Raw genomic sequence first — 14,416 nt, forward strand, 5'->3', positions numbered from 1 at the left:
CTTCGTCAGGTGGTGATCAGGGTCTGGTAGAGCGACAGGAGCACGTCGGTCGTCTTGTCGTCGGCGGGCCGCAACGGGGCGCGGACCGGGCCCGCGGGGAGGGCCAGGGCGTTCAGGAGCGCCTTGGTCGTCACGGTCCCCGGCAGGCCTGCCGACATGATCGCCTCGATGAGGGGGGTGGCCTGCTGCTGGAGGCGGGCCGCCTGCGCCGTGTCGCCCGCGTCGAACGCGTCCAGCACGGCTCGCAGGCGGTCCGGGATCACGTTGGCGACCGTGCTGACGTACCCCGTGCCGCCGACCGCGTAGAGCGCGAGGTTGTGTTCGTCGCAGCCCGCGTAGTACGCCAGGTCCGTGCGGGCCAGCACCTTCTGGGCGGCCAGGAAGTCGTAGGAGCAGTCCTTGACCGCGACGATCCTGGGGTGTGCGGAGAGACGGAGGATCGTCTCCGGTTCGACTCGGATGCCGGTGCGGTTCGGGATGTCGTAGAGCATGAGCGGGAGCTCACTGGCGTCGGCGATCTCGCGGAAGTGGGCCTCGATCGCGTCCTGCGGGGGCCTGCTGTAGTACGGCGCCACCACCAACAGGCCGTCCGCGCCCGCCTTCTCCGCCTCTCGGGCCAGCTCGACGGTGTGGCGGGTGTCGGGCGTGCCGATGCCCGTCACGATCGACGCCCGGTCGGCCACGGCCTCGCGGACGGCTGCGATCAGGGCCGACTTCTCGGCGTCCGTGGTGGTCGGTGACTCGCCCGTCGTGCCGGACAGGACGAGGCCGTCGCAGCCCTGTGCGACCAGGTGGGCGGCGAGGCGCTGGGCGCCGTCGAGGTCCAGTGCGCCGGACGTCGTGAACGGGGTGATCATGGCGCACAGGGCGCGGCCGAAGGGGGTCGTCATGTGAGTAGTGTCGGCAGCGTGACTGTGTAGCTCTAGTTAATTCTTCTACCTGGTATTCGTAAGGGATGCTTTTCGGCTGTTCCGGTGGAGTGCCGCGGGGTCACGGAGCGTGCCCGTGGAGTGCCCTATGTCCAAACCCGGGCCTCGTGGGTCACCATGGCCGGGACGGTCGGCGACGGCATTTCATGGAGGCGTCATGAAGCTGGGCAAGGCACTGGCCACCGGGGTCGCGGAGGAGCAGCCGCAGGTCCGGGACGAGGAGATCGAACTGCACGAGTTCCGGCTGCGGGAGGCTGAAGAGCCCGCGCCCGAAGAGGTTCCGGTCGCCCGATGAGGCTGCGGCTTCCGGCGGAGCGTCCGACGGAGCCGCCGACCGGATACAAGATCGCCCACCCGGTGCTGTCCCAGGACGGCACCCGGGCCGGGTTCACCGGTGTGTCGCTGGGCGGCGCGCTGCCGTACGGGGTGGTGGCCGAGGCGTCGTGTGTGTACGGGCTGCGGCACCGGGCGCCGCATCGGCGCTGCGACTGCGGGTTCCACTGCGTGCATGACCGGAAGGCGGCGGAGGCGTTGCTGTGCACGGCCGAGCACCGGGCGGCCGTGCTGTTGGAGGTCTCCGTTCTCGGGGCCTACATCCGCTTCGAACGAGGGTTTCGGTATGCCCGGCAGCGGGTGCGGGTCATGACCGTCGGGGCGTGTGCGTGCGGCGCCGGGGCCGATGCGCTGGGCGAGGCCGGCTGGGGGCGGCCGGGGTGGCGGGCGTTGGTGCCCTGTTGCGGGGGGTGTCTGCGGGGGCGGCCGTCCTTGTCGCTTGCCGGGTTCGCTCGGTTGGCGGGGGACGGGTTGCGGGTCGTGGCCGCGGGTGCTACGACGCCGGCAGGGCTGCGGAGGGCGGGGGCCGAAGGGGCCGAAGGGTTGGGGGTGCCCGAACTCGTCGCGGAGGCCGCGTTGTTGCAGGCGCGGCTGGACTGGTTTCAGGCTCAGCTGGCGCGGCTCGGTGATCGTGGAGACCGCGGTGGCGGTGGGGTGGTGGCGGGGTAGCCGGGCGGGGAGGGGGGGCCGGGCTGGAGGGGGCGCGAGGCCGGACAGCCGGGGTGGTGGCCGGGCCGGGTTGAAGGGATAGCGGCAGGGTGGGCCGGGTACTCGGGGGTTCCTACTTCGAGAGGAGGCGGAACACCGTGACCGGGACCATCGATCATCGGGCCGTGCACGACGAGCGCCACTCCGTGGGCGAGCTCGTCTCACAGGCCACGGAGCAGCTCTCCCGGCTCGTGCGGCAGGAAGTTGCTCTGGCCAAGGAAGAGCTGGCCGAGAAGGGCCGGCGCGCGGGGCGTGGCGGTGGGCTGCTCGGCGCGGCGGGTGCCGTCGCCTACGCCGGGCTGCTCGCGCTGGCCGGGACGGGGATCGCCGCCCTCTCGCTGGTGCTGCCCGTCTGGGCCGCGGCGCTCATCGTGACGGGGGTGCTGTTCGTGATCGCGGCCGTGCTGGGCGCTGCCGGCCGGGCGCAGTTGCGCCGGGCCACGCCTCCCACGCCTGAGGAGGCCCTCGGCAGTGTCAGGGCGGACGTGGAGGAGATCAGGGAAAGGGCACATCGATGACGGATGCGACGGGTGGGGCCAAGGGGCCCGATGAGCTGCGGCAGCAGATCGAGCGGACCCGTGGTGAACTCGGGGACACGGTGGAAGAGCTGGCGGGGAAGGCCGATGTGAAGGGGCGTGCGCGGGCGCGGGCGGCCGATCTGCGGGACAAGGCCGGGGCGATGACGGTGCAGCTGCGGAGCAGCGCCGCGCAGGCCGGGCATACGGTGCACGACAAGGCGACGCATGTGGGGCCTCGGCCGGTGCGTGGTGTTGTCCGGGCGGGGATGCGGCATCCGAGGCCGGTCCTGGTGGCCGGGGCGGCTGCGGGGGCTGCGGTGGTGGCTGTCGAGGTGCTGCGGCGCCGGCAGCAGGTGACTCACCGGCGTCACGGGTCGCTCTGGCATCGCTGAGCGGGGTGGTGCCGCGCCGCTCGTGCCTATGCCCGGGGGTGGGTCGCGGCCGCGCCTCCTCGCCGTAGGCCGGTGCGGGCGCGTCTCGGCTCAGCTGCCGCAGACCGCAAGCGCCGGGTCGCGCAGCGCCCCGGACCCGGCAGTCGGCATGCCCTGGGGCTCGTGCCCGTGTGCCGTGGGGCCGGCTGGACCCATGGTGCAGCCGGCCCCTGGCCGGGGGCTTACGGACGGAAGCGCAGGACCTGCGGGTCGTGGTCGCTGATCTGGTCGTTGAACTCCGCGTTGACGTGCACGCTGTCGTACTCGAAGTCGCAGTCGCGGCGGATCGACGGGCTGATCAGGATCTGGTCGAGGACCTGGCTGTTGCCCTGGTAGACGTACGAGTAACGCTCGTTCCCGGGCAGCGACTTGACGGCCGACCAGAGTTCGCCGCGGCCTTCGAGGAGCTTCGTGGTCTGCGAGAACTCGAAGTCGTTGATGTCGCCCAGGGCGATGACGTCCGCGTTCTTCTGGGTGTCGAGGATGTCCTTGACGAAGGCGTTCACCAGCGCGGCCTGCTGGTGGCGCTGGGTCTCGGAGCTGCGGGCCGGTGGCTGGTACTGGGAGGTCAGGCCCTGGTCGCCGCCCTTGGAGTTGAAGTGGTTGGCGATCACGAAGACCGTGCGGCCGCGGAAGACGAACTCGCCGGCCAGCGGCTTGCGGCTGTTCTTCCAGGCCTCGTCGGCGGGGGCGATGCGGCCGGGGCTGAGCGTCAGGTGCGCCTTGCCCCGGATCTTCGTCACGTCCGTCGCCGTCGTGGCGTCGCCGCCCGCGCGGTCCGTGAAGGAGACCCGCTCCGGGTTGAAGAGGAACGCCTGGCGGATGTTGCCCCCGGGCTCACCGCCGTCGGCGCCGTCGGCCGGGTCGATCGAGCGCCAGTCGTACCTCGGGCCGCCGGCCGCGACGATCGCGTCGATCAGCTTCGTCATGGTCTGGTCGGCGGCGACCGTACCGTCGTTCTTCGCGCCGTTGTTGTCCTGGATCTCCTCCAGGGACACGATGTCCGGCGACTTCAGGTTGTTCACGATCGCGGAGGCGTGCTCGGCGAAGGTGTCGTCGGCCGGGTCGAGGTTCTCGACGTTGTAGGTGGCGACCGCGAGTTCCGAGGAGCGCTGCTTGCTCGTCGTCTCGCGCTTCAGGCCCGCGGACCTGAGCGTGCCGAGTTCGCTCGCGACCAGGGTGTAGCCGCCGAACTGGTTGTAGTCGAGCGGGCCCGCCGTCGTGCCGGTGAGGGTGTCGCCGACGTTCGCCTTCGGGAAGTCGGCCGTCGAGCCGAGGGACTGGATCTGGAGCCGGCCGGTGTTCTGGGCGTCGTAGGAGCCGTAGACCGTGCCGCCGTGGCGGTTGCGGTTCTCGTGCGGCTTCACCGTCACCCAGAGTTCGGTGTACGGGTCGGTGGCGCCCACGACACGGGTGTCGGTGACGCGGACGGTCATGCCCTCCAGTGCCTCGTAGTGGTCCAGGGCGTACGCCGAGGGCTTGAGGGGGAGGGCGTTGATCGAGCCGTTCGCCGTGGTGTCGCCGGCCGGCGCGTAGGCGGCGGGGACCGACTTCGCGTCGATCGTCGTGGCGGCGGGCAGCTGGTTGCCGCTGGAGACGACCGTGGTCGTCGGCTTGGTGATCTCCGTCAGGGACTGGTTGCCGGAGGCGGTGCCACCGGGGACGTACTCCGAGACGGTGCCGCTGACCGTGACGGCGTCGCCGACGGCGACCCCCTTCGGCGTCGAGCTGGTGAAGACGAAGACGCCCTCACTGGTCGCGGGGTCGGCGTCCGGGCTCGGGTCCTGGATCCAGAAGCCGCGGGACGAGCCGTAGGTCCGGATGCCGGTGACGATTCCGGTCACGTCCGTGACCTGCTTGCCGGCGAACGGCGATATCCGGGTGCTGCCCTGGATGTCGTGGATGCGGACCGAGTCCGCGTGTGCGGGGGCGGTGAGGACGATCGTGGATGCCGCGGAGCACACGGCGGCGACGGTGAGCGCGGCGAGGCGCGCGGACGACTTGCTCGGCAACGGGAATCCCTCCGGGGACGTGACAGGGCGCCGGGACGAGGGTGGAGCGTGGACTGTCTGCCGCTACCTGTGGGGCGGGCGGTGTGACGCGCGTAGACGACGGTGGACGGGTGGGTCTGTGGGGCCGACCCGGTGAACAAGTGTCCGCCGACTTCTACGCGCGTCAATCTCCAGCCTGCTCAGGCCACTTGTCAAGGTTTCGGCCATGTACAACTCCTGACGGGGACATGAAGTAGGCGGCATGGGTGTAAATCCGTCTAGGCTGAGCGGCTGAGTCGTATGAGGCGCCCTAGGAGAAACAGCCGATGTCAGACAGCTCCCCCCTGCCGCCGGTGCGGCTGACTTCCGAAGCGGAGCTGGCGCGCGACGCGCTGTCCACGCCGTTGCTGTCCCGGGCCGCCCGGCTGGCCCGCTGGGCCGGGCCGGAGACCCGGGTCGACGCCGGGGGCGGGCTCGTCGACGAGCAGTTGCCCGCGGCCGCCGAGGTGCTCGGGCTGAGCGGGGACGACGCCGCCGCCGACGCCAGCGAGGCGTGGCGGGTGGCCGTGGACACCGGGCTCGTCGAGATCGCCGACGAGGAGGAGGGCACCGTCACCGCGGGCGAGGACCTCGCGCTGCTCACCGGCGGCTCGCCGCAGGACGTGCTCGCGGTGTGGCTCGCGGCCCTGGAGACGGTGCTCGCCGACGCGAGCGTGCCCGACCTGGACGGGCTCGTGGCCGAGGACGGCGAGGTCGACCTCTCCGCCCTCGACTGGGACCCGGAGGCCGAGGCCGAGTTCCTCGACGGCGTGCTCGGCAACCTCTACCTGCTGACCGCGGGCGAGGACACGCCCGCCGAAGCCCCCGTGCCGCTGCCCGCGCTGGCCGCGTCGGTGATCGTGCCCAGCGACATGGGCGAGCCGACCAACGACGTCCTGGAGCAGGTGTCCGACGCGATGATGCGGCTGGACGGCCAGTTCCGGATGCTGGAGCCGGTGGGGCTCGTGGCGTACCAGCCCGTGGACGAGGCCCTCATGGCCGATGCCGACGAGGAGCCCGCGGCACCCGTCGACGACACCGACGTCTCCCGCTACGGCATGGTCCGGCTCACCCCGCTCGGGCTCTACGGCCTGCGGGCCCGGCTGCTGGAGGCCGGGTTCGAGGCGCCGGCCGTCGGGGACCTCGCGGACAAGGGAGCCGACGCGCTGCTCGACGGCACGGCGGCCTTCCCGCCGGGTGCTGCGCAGGCCGAGACCGAGCAGTGGCTGGAGCGGCGCGAATCGCTCGCCGCCGCACGGGAGTTGCTGGCGGCGGCCCGGGGCGCGGATGCCGGGGCGCCGCTGCGGCGGTTGCGGTGCCAGCAGGCCTTGTCGCTGGTGGGTGCTTCGGCCGAGCCGGCGTTGCGGGAGGTGCTCGATGATGCCGAGTTGGGTGGCCTCGCGCGTGTCTGGCTCACCGAGCATGGTGCGGCTGATGTGCCTGCGCCGTCGGAGGCGATGGTCTATTGGCTGACCATCGATACGGTGGCTGCGCAGCTGGCGGCGGAGGGTAATTCCGAGGAGTTGCGGGCGTTGGTCGAGGGGCTTGCGCGGCAGCACGGCGGGTTCTTCGAGGCGGTGTGGCGGGTTGAGCATCCCGCTACTGCTGATGTGCTGGAGGCGATGGGGCGGTTGCATCCCGACAAGAGGGTTGCGAAGGAGGCGCGGAAGGCCGCGTTCAAGGCGCGGTCGCAACAGGGTGGTTGATCCTGTTCTGTGACTGCGGCGCCGTCGTGGCTTGGCGCGCAGTTCCCCGCGCCCCTGGGGCGTTGTTCAACCGGCGTTCATGGATGAACGGGACGGTGTTGCCGAACGAGGTCCGCCGCCCTCCACGGCACATCCACCGTCACAGGAGACACCATGTCGCTCACCCGCAGGGACTTCGCCAGAACCTCCGCGATCACCGGTGCCGGTGTCGCGCTGGCGGGCAGTGTCGGCGCCCTCGCCACGGCACCGAACGCCCTCGCGTCCTACGACACCGAGAGCACGGGGGACGAGGCGGCGGACGCCCGGCACGGAGTCGGCTACGGACCGCTCGTCCCCGACCCCAAGGGCATCCTCGCCCTGCCCGCCGGCTTCACGTACCGGATCATCACGTACAGCGGCAAGACCAAGCTGGAGTCCGGTGAGTTCACGCCGTCCAACCACGACGGCACCGCCACCTTCGACGGTCCCCGCGGCACCACCCTGCTCGTCAACAACCACGAGCTGAAGGGCCCGCGCGCCAAGTGGAAGTACCCGGTGCCGCTCACCGAGGGCCTCGTCTACGACCCGGCGGCGGCCGGCGGCTGCACGGTCGTCGAGGTGCGCCCCGACGGACGGGTCGCCGAGTGGGTGGGCATCGCCGGTACCTCCACCAACTGCGCGGGCGGCCGCACCCCCTGGGGCACCTGGCTCACCTGCGAGGAGAACTCCGACCGGGCCGGCGTCAACGGCATGACCAAGGACCACGGCTACGTCTTCGAGGTCGACCCCTGCGACCGGCGCGCCAACCGCGGCCCCAAGCCGCTGAAGTTCTTCGGCCGCTACGACCACGAGGCCGTGGTCATCGACCCCAAGCGCGGCCACGCCTACCTCACCGAGGACGCCGCCGGCCCCAACGGCCTCTTCTACCGCTGGACCCCGCCCAAGGGCTTCGAGTACGGCCCCGGAAAGTTCCGCAAGCTCGCCGACGACGCCGGTGTCCTCCAGGCGCCCAAGTGCTTCGACTCCGGCGGGAAGTTCGTCGACGACCTGTCCCGCGCCACGAAGATCGGCACCGTCTACGGCGTCGACTGGGTGGACGTGCCCGACCGCGACGCACGGACGACCCCCGTGCGCAAGCAGTTCGCCGACGGCGAGGTCACACGCGCCCGCAAGCTGGAGGGCATGTGGTGGGGCGACGGCGGTGCCTACATCGTCTCCTCGTACGCCCGTGAGGAGAGCCCCGTCCAGCACGACGGCCAGGTCTGGTTCTACGACCCCAAGCGCCGGACGCTGACGTTGAAGGTCCTGCTCGGCGTGAACCCCGACCCCTCCGAGGACGGCGCCTTCGACGGCCCCGACAACATCACCGTCTCCCCGTACGGCGGCCTCGTCATCGCCGAGGACGGCGAGGGCGTGCAGCACCTGTTCGGCGCCACCGACAGCGGCCGGACCTACCCGATCGCCCGCAACGAGCTGAACATCGGCACCGAGGAGGAGCCGGAGTACAGCGAGTTCGCCGGTGTCACCTTCTCACCCGACGGCCGGACCCTTTTCGCCAGCATCCAGACGCCCGGCATTCTGCTCGCCATCACTGGTCCCTGGAAGCGGCAGCGGATCTAGAACGCCGGGTCACGGCGAAGCAAGGTGCGCCGGCACCACCGGAAGCACGTCCCGGCCGACGTGCCGGTCCACACCTGGCACCCCGCCGGACACCGGGCGGGCCACGGCCCGTCGGGGAAGGGCAATCGGCACACGTTCGCAGGCCTCTCGGACGCGGCCTTTCCGGATGGTTCCGCTGATCCAGGCCTCCCGGGACGCCGGCTGGCCCTGGGCGGCAAGAGAGACCGTGGCCCGCACCGCCTGGGGAGTGCGGGCCACGGTCCTGACCGGCCCTGGGGGCACACCTCTTGTCGGCCCTCGTCCTGACATCTAACATTTCAATTCGTGGAGGCCATCCGGCCCGTCCCCCGCACCCTGCTCAGGGACCGGGCGTACGCGGCCATCCGGGACGCCATCGTGGCCGGGGAGATCGAACCCGGTGCGGTGGTGCGGGACGCCGAGCTCGCGGAGCGGCTGGGGCTGTCCCGGGCGCCGGTGCGGGAGGCGTTCTCCCGGCTCGTGGACGAGGGGCTGCTGGAGAGCAAGCCGCAGAGCTACACCCGGGTGACCCCGCTCGTGGCCTCGGACGTCCGGGACGCCGCCGCCGTGGTCGGTGCCATGCACGAGCTGGTGACGCGGGTCGCCGTGCCCCGGCTGGGTGCCGCGGACATCGAGGCGATGCGCGCCGCCAACGAGCACTTCGCCGCCGCCGTCGGCACCGGAGACGTGGACGGGGCCCTGCGTGCCGACGACGCGCTGCACGACGTCCTCGTCCGGGTGAGCGGCAACCGCGCGGCGGCCGCGACCGTAGCCCGCTACACCCCGCTCATCCGCCGCCTGGAGCGACGGCGCTTCGGCGAGGGCGGCAGCTGCCGTTCGGCCGGGCTGCACGAGCGGCTGATCGAGGCCTGCGCGGCCGGTGACGTGGTCGAGGCGGTCCGCGTCACGGCGGAAATCTGGCGGGGGCTCGAAGAGCTCGCCGACTGAGGCGGACCGACACCGACCCGGGAGGACCCATGTCCCTTTCCTCGTACGAGCGTTACCCCCTGCTCTTCGGGCCCTCGCCCGTCCACCCCCTGGAGCGGCTGACCGCGCACCTCGGCGGTGCGTCCCTCTGGGCCAAGCGGGAGGACTGCAACTCCGGTGTCGCCTACGGCGGGAACAAGACGCGCAAGCTGGAGTACCTGGTCGCCGACGCGCTCGCCCAGGGCTGCGACACGCTCGTGTCGATCGGCGGGGTGCAGTCCAACCACACCCGCCAGGTCGCGGCGGTCGCCGCCCGGGCCGGGCTCAAGTGCGTCCTCGTGCAGGAGAGTTGGGTGGACTGGCCGGACGCCGTGTACGACAAGGTCGGCAACATCCTGATCAGCCGCCTCGCCGGGGCCGACGTACGGCTGGTGAAGGCCGGGTTCGGGATCGGGTTCAAGGAGAGCTGGGAGCAGGCGCTCAGGAAAGTCGAGGAGGCGGGCGGCAAGCCCTACGCCATCCCGGCGGGGGCCTCCGACCATCCGCTCGGCGGCCTGGGTTTCGCCGGGTGGGCGTACGAGGTCGCCGAGCAGGAGCGTGCGCTGGGTGTCTTCTTCGACACCGTGGTCGTGTGCTCGGTGACCGGCTCCACCCAGGCCGGCATGGTCGCCGGGTTCGCCGCGCTGGAGGAGGCGGGCGGGCGGCCCCGGCGCGTGCTCGGCATCGACGCCTCGGCGAAACCCGCCGCGACCCGCGGCCAGATCGCCCGGATCGCGCACCGCACCGGGCAGCTGATCGGCGTCAAGCGTGAGGTGACCGAGTCCGACGTCGAACTCGACGAGCGGTACCACGCGGGCACGTACGGCATCCCCGACGAGACCACGCTGGCGGCGATGCGGCTCGCGGCCCGGACGGAGGGGATGGTCACCGACCCCGTGTACGAGGGGAAGTCCATGGCCGGGATGATCGACCTGGTCTCGCGGGGCGAGATCGGCCGCGACTCCACGGTGCTCTACGCCCACCTGGGCGGACAGCCTGCGCTGAACGCGTACAGCGCGCTGTTCTGACAGGGCGGCTGCCGCGTCGGGCCCGGCCGCGCACAGGAATCAACCGGCCGTCCCCCGGGTTGTCAGCGGTTACCCGAGCCCTGAAGGAGCCTTCATGCCCGACGAACCAGCCGTACGGGAACTCCGCCTGGTCGTGACCGCGGACGACTACGACGCCGCGCTGCACTTCTACCGGGACGTGCTCGGCCTCACCGAGCAGGGCGCGTTCGCGTCTCAGGACGGGCGGGTGACGATCCTCGACGCCGGGCGGGCCACCCTGGAGCTGACCGACCCGAACCACGCCGCCTTCATCGACGAGGTCGAGGTGGGGCGGCGGGTCGCCGGGCACATCCGGGTCGCCTTCCAGGTGGACGACTCCGTCGCCGTCACGGCGAAGCTGGCCGCCGCCGGGGCCGAGGTGGTCGCCGAGCCCACGCGCACCCCCTGGAACTCCCTGAACTCCCGGCTCGAAGCCCCGGGCGCCCTCCAGCTGACGCTCTTCACCGAGCTCGACGACTGAGGGGCCGCGCTGCCGCCCTGCCGGGCGGCGTCCGCCGCCGGATAAAGTGCTCAGCGTGTGGACCGACAATCAGCGGGCGGAGCCGGGTGCCGAGCGGCCCGGTGGTGCCCGGCGCCGGGCCACGATCCATGACGTCGCACGACTGGCCGGCGTGTCACGGCAGACGGTCTCCCGGGCGGTCAACGACAAGGGTGAGATCGACCCGGCCACCAAGGAACGGGTCCTGGAGGCGGCCCGGCTCCTGGACTACCGGCCCAGCCGTTTCGCGCGCGGACTCGTCCAGAAGGGGGCGGTGACGGCGGGCCTGGTCATCCCGGACCTGCGGAACCCCTTCTTCCCCGAGGTGGCCGCCGGAGTGCTGGAGGCGGCCGAGCAGCGCGGCTGGCAGGTGGTCGTGTGGGACTCCCGTATCGACGAGGCCAGGGAGCGGCAGGCGCTCGACGTGCTCTCCCACCAGGCGGACGCGGTGGTGGGCTACTTCAAGGACCCGGACGACGTCCTCACCCGGCACCTCGGAGGCGTGCCGCTGGTGCTGCTGGAACGGGGCCCGCAGCAGACCCGGTTCGCGGCCGTGGGCATCGACGCCGCCACCGGAGTCGAGCAGGGCATGAACCACCTGTTCCGCGCGGGGCACCGCAGGATCGGCATGCTGGACGGCGTGCACGGCCCCGGCCCCCGCAGGCTGGCCTTCCTGGAGCAGGTGCGGCGGCTCGGACTGCCGGTCGACGAGGACTGGGTCGTGGTGTGCCCCGAGCACAGCGTGACCGGCGGCGAGGCCGGCATGGAACGGCTGCTGGCGGAGCGGCCCGAGATCACCGCGGTCTTCGGCTTCAACGACCTGATCGCGGTCGGCGCGATGCGCACCGCCCGGCGCCGTGGCCGGAGCGTCCCCGACGATCTGGCGGTGCTGGGCTTCGACGGTCTCTCCCTGGGCGAGCTGGTGGACCCCGCCCTGACCACCCTGCACATCGACAAGCGGCGGCTGGGACGGCTGGCCGTGGAGCAGGTGGCCCGGCTGCGCGCGGGTGAGGAGCCGCTGCGGGGCGCGGACGCGTGGGTGGTGCCCGAGCTGGTGGTGCGCGCCTCCGCCTGACCTCGCCTCCGCCCGACCTCGTCCGACCGTCCGGGCGTGGGTCCGCCAGATCGTTCCGCGCAGTTCCCTCGACACCGGTTTTCGGACGCCTCCACATCCTCTTCGGGGCGCGGCACTTCCTGCGGGATCTGGCTGCGGGGGCGATGAAGATGTGAGGCGGCGGGTGTACGGGCCCGGGCCCGTCGGCCGATCTCGATAAGGTGCGGAGAGGGTCCCCGGTCCGTGAGTCCCCGGTTGGTGAGGAGTGGCTGCATGGCGCAGGTCAGGCCCATGCGGGCGGATGCTCGGCGTAATTACGAGCGGTTGCTGAAGGTGGCCGTGGAGGCCTTCGCCGAGCACGGGGAGGGCGCGTCGCTCGACGACATCGCCAAGCGGGCCGGGGTCGGCTCGGGCACGCTGTACCGGCACTTCCCGACCCGGCAGGACCTGCTGGAGGCCGCCTATCTGGACCGGATCGAGGCGATGGCGGCGCGGGCCGACGAACTCGCGGCCGGGCTGCCGCCGGGCGAGGCGCTCGGGGAGTGGCTGTACGAACTCGGTGCCGGGCTGATCCGGATGCGCGGTCTGAAGGCCCTCCTCGGCCCGGCCGTCACCGACGGCGACTCGGCCATGGCCACGGCCTGCGGCGACGCGGTGAACAGCGCGGCGGCCCGGCTGGTCCGCGCAGCTCAGCGGGAGGGGACGCTGCGCGGCGACGTCGAGCCGGTCGAGGTGCTCCGGCTGGCCCACGGCGTGGCGACGGCCTCGGAGCTGGCGGACGGGGAGGGCAGGCACATGCGGCGGTATCTGGCGTTGCTGACGGAGGGGTTGCGGCCGTTGCCGCCGGGTGGCCGTGACCGTGAGGGCTGAGGCGGCGGCACAGCGGGATGCGGCGGCGCCTCCGGCAGGCTGGGCGTCGGGTCGGTCGCCCGCGCCCGGGCCGGCGGCGGAGGCCTTGAGGTCTGGTGGCCGAGTGCCGGGGCCGTGACCCCCGGCCGCCGGGACGGCCGGACGCCCCCTCGGGCAGGGGGCGTCCCGGAGCCGGGGCGGGGTGCCGTTACAGCGCCTGCGCGGCCGGCTTCACCATTCCCCTGACCGTGCGGGACTTCACGAAGTCGCCGATCGCCGTCATCTCCCACTCGCCGGAGAACTGGCGGATCAGCTTGGCCATCATCACGCCGGTCTGCGGCTCGGCGCTGGTGAGGTCGAAACGAACCAGCTCCTCGCCGGTGGTGGCGTCCAGGAGGCGGCAGTAGGCCTTGGCGACCTCGGTGAACTTCTGGCCGGAGAAGGAGTTGACCGTGAAGACCAGGCCGGTGACCTCCTGGGGGAGGCGGCCGAGGTCGACCGTGATGACCTCGTCGTCGCCACCGCCCTCGCCCGTGAGGTTGTCGCCGGAGTGCCGGATGGCGCCGCCCACGATCTGCAGCTTGCCGAAGTAGCAGCTGTCGATGTGGTTGCGCTGCGGCCCGTAGGCGATGACCGAGGCGTCCAGGTCGATGTCCTTGCCGCGGTAGGCCGGCTCCCAGCCGAGGCCCATCTGGACCTGGGAGAGCAGCGGGCGGCCGCCCTTGATCAGGGAGACGGTCTGGTTCTTCTGGAGGCTGACGCGGCCCTTGTCGAGGTTGATCTTGCCCGAGCCGGGCGCGGGCGGCGGCGGAGCGGCCGGAGCCGGGGGCGCCGCGGGCGTGGTGACGGGCGGGGCAGGCGGCTGCGCCGGGGCCGGCGGCGGGGTCACCGGCTGGGCCGGGGCCGCCGCGGCCGGTTCCTCCACCGTGACACCGAAGTCCGTGGCGATGCCGGCGAGGCCGTTGGCGTATCCCTGGCCGACGGCTCGGGCCTTCCACTGGCCGTTGCGCCGGTAGATCTCCACGATCACCAGGGCCGTCTCGTCACCGAGCTGCGGGGGCGTGAACGAGGCCAGGACGGAGCTGTCGTCCGCGTTGCGGATCGTGGCCGTCGGTTCGATGCCCCGGAAGGTCTGGCCCGCGGCGTCCGGGCTCGCCGTGACGACGATCTTCTCGATGCCGGGGGGCACGGCCGTCGTGTCTACCACGATCGCGTCGGGCGTGGTGCCGCCGCCCGAGCGGTACGTCACGCCCGGGCCCGACGGCTGGTTGTAGAAGATGAAGTCGTCGTCGGAGCGCACCTTGCCGTCGGCGGTGAGCAGCAGGCCCGATACGTCGAGCCGCACCGGTGCGGCGACGTCCACCGTCACGCGGGCGGCGGACAGGGGGATGTTCGAGCCGGGGGTCATAGCTGTCATGCCGGGTGAACGAGCGAGGCGGTTTTGCCGTTCCCTTACCTTGGGCCCATTCGGGTCAGCGGCGGTTGCGGGGGTGGTCGCGGGCGGTGCGTTCGTTGCCCCGCTTGTAGTTTCCGGTCCAGCGGGCCATGACGAGCTGGGGGTCACAGGCCTCGACCTCGGCGACGAACTGCTCGGCCCGGGGGCCGTTCAGCGTGGTGGCGGGGCGGCCGTGGTGGGTGATGCGGACGGTTCCGCCCGCGTGCTGCTCGTAGGCGAATCCCTGTGGTCGTGGCATGCGTGCGAGCGTACGGGGCGGGGGGCGGGCGACCCA

General features: G+C 72.2%; 15 protein-coding genes and 1 pseudogene. 12 read left to right on the plus strand and 4 right to left on the minus strand.

All coding sequences use genetic code 11. The annotated features are described in order from the left end of the window. Positions 1-5 precede the first annotated feature (5 nt). On the minus strand, positions 6-890 hold the full coding sequence (gene dapA, locus SCNRRL3882_RS31195) for a 4-hydroxy-tetrahydrodipicolinate synthase (RefSeq protein WP_010039764.1): 885 nt from the start codon (positions 888-890) through the stop codon (positions 6-8). 196 nt (positions 891-1,086) lie between these two features. Here dapA and SCNRRL3882_RS41205 point away from each other — a divergent pair, with 196 nt between their 5' ends. From SCNRRL3882_RS41205 to SCNRRL3882_RS31210, 4 genes are all read left to right on the plus strand, one after another. After that, positions 1,087-1,224, plus strand: coding sequence for a hypothetical protein (locus SCNRRL3882_RS41205; RefSeq protein WP_173937313.1), 138 nt, complete (start codon positions 1,087-1,089; stop codon positions 1,222-1,224). Beyond that, positions 1,221-1,931 (plus strand): hypothetical protein, encoded by a 711-nt coding sequence (locus SCNRRL3882_RS31200; protein ID WP_102514887.1) that lies wholly within the window; start codon positions 1,221-1,223, stop codon positions 1,929-1,931. The genes SCNRRL3882_RS41205 and SCNRRL3882_RS31200 overlap by 4 nt, the downstream gene beginning before the upstream one ends. 137 nt (positions 1,932-2,068) lie before the next feature. Further along, positions 2,069-2,488 carry a phage holin family protein gene (locus SCNRRL3882_RS31205; RefSeq protein ID WP_029181040.1) on the plus strand — a complete coding sequence of 140 codons (420 nt, stop codon included), beginning with the start codon at positions 2,069-2,071 and terminating at the stop codon, positions 2,486-2,488. Continuing rightward, positions 2,485-2,880 carry a DUF3618 domain-containing protein gene (locus SCNRRL3882_RS31210; protein WP_010037948.1) on the plus strand — a complete coding sequence of 132 codons (396 nt, stop codon included), beginning with the start codon at positions 2,485-2,487 and terminating at the stop codon, positions 2,878-2,880. The genes SCNRRL3882_RS31205 and SCNRRL3882_RS31210 overlap by 4 nt, the downstream gene beginning before the upstream one ends. Positions 2,881-3,101: 221 nt before the next feature. Here SCNRRL3882_RS31210 and SCNRRL3882_RS31215 read toward each other — a convergent pair whose 3' ends face one another. Further along, positions 3,102-4,931 carry an endonuclease/exonuclease/phosphatase family protein gene (locus SCNRRL3882_RS31215; protein ID WP_010037946.1) on the minus strand — a complete coding sequence of 610 codons (1,830 nt, stop codon included), beginning with the start codon at positions 4,929-4,931 and terminating at the stop codon, positions 3,102-3,104. A gap of 305 nt (positions 4,932-5,236) precedes the next feature. Here SCNRRL3882_RS31215 and SCNRRL3882_RS31220 point away from each other — a divergent pair, with 305 nt between their 5' ends. The 8 genes and pseudogenes from SCNRRL3882_RS31220 to SCNRRL3882_RS31255 all read left to right on the plus strand — a co-directional run bounded on the left by SCNRRL3882_RS31220 (position 5,237) and on the right by SCNRRL3882_RS31255 (position 12,707). Then, positions 5,237-6,655, plus strand: a complete 1,419-nt coding sequence (locus SCNRRL3882_RS31220) for a hypothetical protein (protein ID WP_010037944.1) — start codon at positions 5,237-5,239, stop codon at positions 6,653-6,655. Positions 6,656-6,808: 153 nt separating this feature from the next. Then, on the plus strand, positions 6,809-8,254 hold the full coding sequence (locus SCNRRL3882_RS31225; protein ID WP_010037941.1) for an alkaline phosphatase PhoX: 1,446 nt from the start codon (positions 6,809-6,811) through the stop codon (positions 8,252-8,254). A gap of 42 nt (positions 8,255-8,296) precedes the next feature. Then, positions 8,297-8,471 (plus strand): annotated as a pseudogene (locus SCNRRL3882_RS41970) (TROVE domain-containing protein); the annotation flags it as partial. Positions 8,472-8,578: 107 nt separating this feature from the next. Then, complete coding sequence (locus tag SCNRRL3882_RS31235) at positions 8,579-9,220, plus strand: GntR family transcriptional regulator (protein WP_010037938.1); 642 nt, start codon at positions 8,579-8,581, stop codon at positions 9,218-9,220. 29 nt (positions 9,221-9,249) lie between these two features. Further along, complete coding sequence (locus SCNRRL3882_RS31240) at positions 9,250-10,266, plus strand: 1-aminocyclopropane-1-carboxylate deaminase (RefSeq protein ID WP_010037937.1); 1,017 nt, start codon at positions 9,250-9,252, stop codon at positions 10,264-10,266. A gap of 94 nt (positions 10,267-10,360) precedes the next feature. Next, positions 10,361-10,765, plus strand: coding sequence for a VOC family protein (locus SCNRRL3882_RS31245; protein ID WP_010037936.1), 405 nt, complete (start codon positions 10,361-10,363; stop codon positions 10,763-10,765). Positions 10,766-10,820: 55 nt separating this feature from the next. Then, on the plus strand, positions 10,821-11,858 hold the full coding sequence (locus tag SCNRRL3882_RS31250) for a LacI family DNA-binding transcriptional regulator (RefSeq protein ID WP_010037935.1): 1,038 nt from the start codon (positions 10,821-10,823) through the stop codon (positions 11,856-11,858). 252 nt (positions 11,859-12,110) lie between these two features. Continuing rightward, on the plus strand, positions 12,111-12,707 hold the full coding sequence (locus SCNRRL3882_RS31255; protein ID WP_040902914.1) for a TetR/AcrR family transcriptional regulator: 597 nt from the start codon (positions 12,111-12,113) through the stop codon (positions 12,705-12,707). A gap of 187 nt (positions 12,708-12,894) precedes the next feature. Here the strand turns inward: SCNRRL3882_RS31255 and SCNRRL3882_RS31260 are convergent, their stop codons facing one another. Together SCNRRL3882_RS31260 and SCNRRL3882_RS31265 are read right to left on the minus strand one after the other, a co-directional pair. After that, positions 12,895-14,094, minus strand: a complete 1,200-nt coding sequence (locus SCNRRL3882_RS31260; protein ID WP_010037930.1) for a TerD family protein — start codon at positions 14,092-14,094, stop codon at positions 12,895-12,897. Between the two features lie 64 nt (positions 14,095-14,158). Further along, positions 14,159-14,380: a hypothetical protein gene (locus tag SCNRRL3882_RS31265; protein WP_010037929.1), complete on the minus strand. Its 222-nt coding sequence runs from the start codon at positions 14,378-14,380 to the stop codon at positions 14,159-14,161. Positions 14,381-14,416 lie beyond the last annotated feature (36 nt).

Origin of the sequence: Streptomyces chartreusis NRRL 3882 (assembly GCF_900236475.1) — a bacterium.
In the GTDB taxonomy this organism is placed as follows: Bacteria; Actinomycetota; Actinomycetes; order Streptomycetales; family Streptomycetaceae; genus Streptomyces; species Streptomyces chartreusis_D.